The sequence below is a fragment of the Methyloglobulus sp. genome, assembly GCF_040079455.1.
Classification (GTDB): domain Bacteria; phylum Pseudomonadota; class Gammaproteobacteria; order Methylococcales; family Methylomonadaceae; genus Methyloglobulus.
In genome coordinates, this window is record NZ_JBEBKJ010000140.1 from 1 (window position 1) to 4,776 (window position 4,776).

General features: G+C 46.2%; 7 protein-coding genes. 2 read left to right on the forward strand and 5 right to left on the reverse strand.

From position 1 onward, the window contains the following. The coding region (locus ABL924_RS17795) for a hypothetical protein (protein ID WP_349028438.1) at positions 1-211 on the forward strand (211 nt) is incomplete at its 5' end. A gap of 342 nt (positions 212-553) precedes the next feature. Here the strand turns inward: ABL924_RS17795 and ABL924_RS17800 are convergent. From ABL924_RS17800 to ABL924_RS17815, 4 genes are all read right to left on the reverse strand, one after another. Continuing rightward, positions 554-847, reverse strand: coding sequence for a hypothetical protein (locus ABL924_RS17800; protein ID WP_349028439.1), 294 nt, complete (start codon positions 845-847; stop codon positions 554-556). 150 nt (positions 848-997) lie between these two features. Then, positions 998-1,207 (reverse strand): hypothetical protein, encoded by a 210-nt coding sequence (locus ABL924_RS17805; RefSeq protein WP_349028440.1) that lies wholly within the window; start codon positions 1,205-1,207, stop codon positions 998-1,000. Continuing rightward, on the reverse strand, positions 1,207-1,818 hold the full coding sequence (locus ABL924_RS17810) for a HEAT repeat domain-containing protein (RefSeq protein ID WP_349028441.1): 612 nt from the start codon (positions 1,816-1,818) through the stop codon (positions 1,207-1,209). Before ABL924_RS17810 ends, ABL924_RS17805 begins: the two co-directional genes overlap by 1 nt. Then, entirely contained in the window at positions 1,815-2,078 is a 264-nt protein-coding gene (locus tag ABL924_RS17815; RefSeq protein WP_349028442.1) for a hypothetical protein, read from the reverse strand. The genes ABL924_RS17810 and ABL924_RS17815 overlap by 4 nt, the downstream gene beginning before the upstream one ends. Before the next feature lie 951 nt (positions 2,079-3,029). On the opposite strand from ABL924_RS17815, the gene msrA reads away from it, so the two are divergent. After that, on the forward strand, positions 3,030-3,644 hold the full coding sequence (gene msrA, locus ABL924_RS17820) for a peptide-methionine (S)-S-oxide reductase MsrA (protein WP_349028443.1): 615 nt from the start codon (positions 3,030-3,032) through the stop codon (positions 3,642-3,644). 489 nt (positions 3,645-4,133) lie between these two features. Here msrA and ABL924_RS17825 read toward each other — a convergent pair whose 3' ends face one another. Beyond that, positions 4,134-4,589 (reverse strand): ATP-dependent zinc protease, encoded by a 456-nt coding sequence (locus ABL924_RS17825; RefSeq protein WP_349028444.1) that lies wholly within the window; start codon positions 4,587-4,589, stop codon positions 4,134-4,136. Between the last annotated feature and the right edge of the window lie 187 nt (positions 4,590-4,776).

The following is a 4,776-nucleotide window of genomic DNA, read 5'->3' on the forward strand; positions in this document are numbered from 1 at the left end:
GGGTAAGTCATGCGTACCATTAACCATCGTAAAGTTGTGTGTAGCAGATCCTAGCGAACGGCTATTTTTTAGTAATGTAATTAAGTTAGAACTGGCCCGTGGAGTTGCGGTGCGGTCTATTGACCCTAATTCTAAAGTATGGATGAGTATTGTGACGCTCTTGGTACAAGTCTTCACTGGCTATTCCAAAGTTTTCCGTGATATCCATTAACCAGATAAAAAAGTAAAGCGGGCAATCATCATTGACTACCCGCTTTAGCTGTATAAACCGAGGTGAAATTAAATTGATTCGGCTCTATTTTGACCGCTCAATTAATATCAAGCCCCATTAGGTTATAAAATGGAGCAGATTACAGGTCAACTAGCAAATCAAAGTCCGCTGTTGTATTTATTGCCCCATTTGTCTGAGTATGAACTCCACCAGCACCACGGCAATGAAATTCCATATTGTAATTGACTACAGCAGATGCCGATTTTTGTACAACAATACTATAAATCCCAGCGCCGCCATTAACCGTAGCAAACGCACTGCCCCCAGAAATAAGATCGCCGACTAAAGAGCCGTCATTATTAGTGACGTCAGTGGCAAAAGCAGTCCGAGACGTGCCTTAGATACACTGACCCTGACCAGCGGGGTTGTAGCCGATGCCGCACCATACCCTCTCACCCTAGCTTGCAAATTAGTCGGGCTACCGCTTGGGCAACTCACTTGGTACAGGTCGTAAGCCATAGTCGATATTGTTGGCAATATCTCGGAAAGGCTATGGGCAGATGCGTTCCCAATATATCCTGTTGACAACACCATAACTGCTACTAAAGCGGATTTCTTAAGTTTTATTTGTTGCATTTTAAGCTCCTCCTGTTAAGGAATATTTGCTTCTAATTATGATACATCCCATAATTGTCGGCTGGTGGGTGCTAGACGGAATTGCTTCGCTACCCGGCAAAACGTTCCTGGCCTTGCGCTAACAAGACCAGGAACAAGGATTCCCTGTCATTACTGCAACTTCCCCATTCTGTTGATTGCTGAGGGAAGCCAGATAAGGCCACCAGCAATCCTGTTGTTTTTTGATTGGCAAAAACCGTTTGCCAATCTGTAACGCATTATCTTTTCCATTATTCCGGTATGGATAGCTTTGCACATACCATCCATGGCACTGGATACCCGCACCGTTCCCGGCGGGTATGACGAATTTGAATGCAACATTAATTTCCCTTGCCCTGAGTGTTAAGCTCTTCCAGCCTGGATGCGGCGTAATCGCGTATCATCGGGTCTTTATCCGCCAACGCCTGTTGTAGTAAAACGCTATCGTTACCGGCATTGTCCACGGCCATCATCCTTACGTTGGCATCGGTGTCACTCAGTGCTTGCCTGAGTTGTTCAGTCGCGCCCTCACCTTCGCGCCTTGCCAGCGCGACAATGGCATTTGCCCTGATGGCGGCGTTTTTATCGGTCAAAGCCTCTTCCAGTACCTTGCGGACGTTGGGGTCATCTTTCATTCCGCCTGAAATCAGGTTGCTGATGGCTTCGGCACGTTGGCTGGGTTCTTTGGACTTGGCTTGTTCCAGAAGCAAATCGGATTGTTCTTGCATAGCTTGGTCGGCTTGCGCTTGTTCTTTTGCTGTGGGCTGTTGTTCGGCTGCTGCAATTGGTGGCACTACTGGCGTCACCGCCTGACAACTGCCCACGCTGGAACCCAGCAACCAGAATTCTGCGGGCTTGTTTTTTTGAGCTTTGTGGGCAACCAGCCCGACTTGTTTGGCCACTAAGCAATCCATGACCTGCCCGACGTTTGCACCGACGCAGGTGGCGGTCACGGGGCTTCGGGCAGGACGGAGTAGTGAATGTTTACGCCAGTCTTGTCAGCGATGGCTTTCAAGATTTGCCCTAACTGGGCAGCTTTGGCTTCCAGGCGAATAGCGGTGTTGGCTTGTTTGGATAGGGTGATCTGGATGCTGGCCGGTTGGCTGGGTTGTAAGCTATTGCTTATTTGCTCTGTGTTGGCGAATACGGCAGGCACACACAGCACAAGGTAGGCAAAAAACAAAGCTAGAATTAAGGCTTGTGGCGTGTTCATCAATAAACGGTCAATCGGTTATTTAGTGCTGTTAAGAAATAATACCAATCCTAATAAGTTGTTATGGGGATCTCTAAAAATTCAAAAAACTCCTTCTCCCTTTGGAGAAGGGGCAATGAGAACTTATTGGGATTGATATAACACGGGGTACTTGGCACATTTGTGGATCTGTAAAAATCCTTTCTCCCGAAAGTAAACGAGGTCAAAACGACTGGGCGACTTCCTTTTTTCTTGCGGCGGGGGGTAAAGCATAGTCAGGTATTTGTATCAACATATCATTTTCATCTGTATGAAACCTTAAAACCCGCTGACTTGTTTGCAGCGACACGTCCTGAAAAAGATGCGGACTAACGGGCTATAATTCTGTAGACCATCAATCCGCATTAGGGAAGGTGAGGAATGCAACTTAGTGAGGTATGAGCGCTTACAAAAGTTGTACATAGGTTAACAACTATTCTTGCCTTTGAACATGCGGCAAATTGTCGCACCCCTAGAACATTAATAATCAGTACGTTAACTGTTCTTCCAGTGTAGTGCGTGATAATTTTTGGCTGGGTAACCGATGGAATGATTTGTGCGATTTGGGTGTTAAAGCATAAGTATCTACACAAGTATCTGCCCCTTCTCCCTTGAGGGAGTGGGTTGGGATGAGGGATTTAAAAACAAGCATTGATAACCCTCACCCTAGCCTTCTCCCAGAGGGAGAGCGTAGCGAGGGTGCCGGATTTTTAGAGATTCCCATCAATGAGTTCTCATTGGGATTGGTGTTAGTTTTATTGAATTGCAAAAAATAAACTTGAATTATTGGCATTTACAGATATAAATGGCTGGTTACATTGGGCTTCGTAGAATAGCTAAAAATATAGGGCAATGAGAAATCGCAACTAACCCCATAGTATCGAGACGACTCCAACCCAAGCAAAGTTTGATAACAAAAATAGTGGCGATCAAATGAGAGAAAAAAATTTCCAACCTTACCTCAATGTCGCTTTGATAAGCTGCTTATTGCTCAGCGGAGGCTTGATCGCGGATGAAAGCATCATTAAAAAACCAGCAGTAGCGGTTTTTGCCGGTGGCTGCTTTTGGTGTATGGAATCCCCATTCGATGCCTTGCCTGGCGTTATAGAAACGACATCGGGTTACATCGGCGGACACACCGAAAACCCAACGTACAAAGAAGTTTCAAACGGTAAAACAGGGCATTTAGAAGCGATGCAAGTGACCTATGATCCAGCTAAAGTCAGCTATGCAGAACTCCTCGAAGTCTTCTGGCACAACATAGACCCCTTTGATGATGATGGGCAATTTTGTGACAAGGGCGATCAGTATAAAGCCGCTATTTTTTACCAGGACGAGACTCAAAAGCAGCTTGCCGAAACCTCGAAAACAGAAATCACCAAAAAATTATCTAACCAACACATAGCCACTACGATTAAACCTGCCAGTAAGTTTTTCCCAGCGGAAGACTATCATCAAGATTACTATCTAAAAAATCCAACAGCTTATAAATTTTATCGGTTTACCTGTGGACGCGACAATCGTCTTAGCCAGATATGGAATGAATGAAGGGGATCTCTAAAAATTCAAAAAACTCCTTCGCCTTTCAGAGATGGAGGAAGTGCGACAGCGAGTATGGAAATCGCGCCGTCTCCCTCTGAGATACCTACATGGATGTAGGTAGTAGGGCAATGCAGGAGCTATTGCCGAGAAGGTTGGGATGAGGGCTTTAAAAACAAGCACTTACAACCATAACCCTAGCTCTCTCCCAGAGGACATAGGTATCTACACAAGTATCTGCCCCTTCTCCCTCGAGGGAGAAGGTTGGGATGAGGGGGATATAAACAGTTGATTTTATTCTCCTCACCCCAACCCCAGCAGGAGAGGGAGTCCGTTGCTTTTTCAACTCGTTGTTTTTATTACGTCGAAAAGTTGTGTAGATACCTATGCCCAGAGGGAGAGCGTAGCGAGGGTGCCGGGGATTTTTAGAGATCCCCTGAAAAGAGTAGTGTGACTTATTAAAAAATGTCACAGCAGCGACGGCATCTATGGCGATTATCAAACTATCTGCGTGGCTTTTCCCTGCAAATAAGAGGCGTTGGGGTCGATGATGAAATGTTTATTCATCGCGGTACGGCCTAGCAGCATTCGAAACCGCATCGAATCACGGTTAGTCAGTGTTATTTCTGCTTGAATAAGTTGCCGCCCAAAAAGTAACTGGGTTTCTATGACGTAACGGCGCTGTTTATGACCTCCAGAATCTGATACTAGACGGCGGTCTTTAATGGGGGCGTGGCATTCGATAAGCTCTTCACTTTGTTTCTGTTTGGGTTGAACGGTAAACATCAACCAATTTTCGCTGCCCTTCCGGTAGGGTTCTAGTGTTACCGTATGCAACGCTGATGAACGCGCGCCAGTATCAATTTTGGCTTTAATCTGGGCAATGCCGAACTCAGGTAAGGCCACCCATTCACGCCAGCCTAGCATGGGCAAAGGTGTTGGCTTGTCTGTCATAAGTGAATCTCTAAAAATTCAAAAAACTCCCTCGCCTTCCAGGGATGGAGGAAGTACAGCATCGAGCATGGAACTCGCACCGTCTCCCTATGGAAGAAGGTTGGGATGAGGCATTTAAAATCAAGCATTTACAACCCTCACCCTAGCCCTCTCCCAGAGGGAGAGCGTAGCGAGGGTGCCGGGGGGG

Excerpts from the sequence above, each read along its gene's own strand:
- ABL924_RS17815 (WP_349028442.1), bottom strand. The coding sequence starts at position 2,078 with ATGAACACGCCACAAGCCTTAATTCTAGCTTTGTTTTTTGCCTACCTT.
- msrA (WP_349028443.1), top strand. The coding sequence starts at position 3,030 with ATGAGAGAAAAAAATTTCCAACCTTACCTCAATGTCGCTTTGATAAGC.
- ABL924_RS17825 (WP_349028444.1), bottom strand. The coding sequence starts at position 4,589 with ATGACAGACAAGCCAACACCTTTGCCCATGCTAGGCTGGCGTGAATGG.
- ABL924_RS17805 (WP_349028440.1), bottom strand. The coding sequence starts at position 1,207 with ATGTTGCATTCAAATTCGTCATACCCGCCGGGAACGGTGCGGGTATCC.
- ABL924_RS17800 (WP_349028439.1), bottom strand. The coding sequence starts at position 847 with ATGCAACAAATAAAACTTAAGAAATCCGCTTTAGTAGCAGTTATGGTG.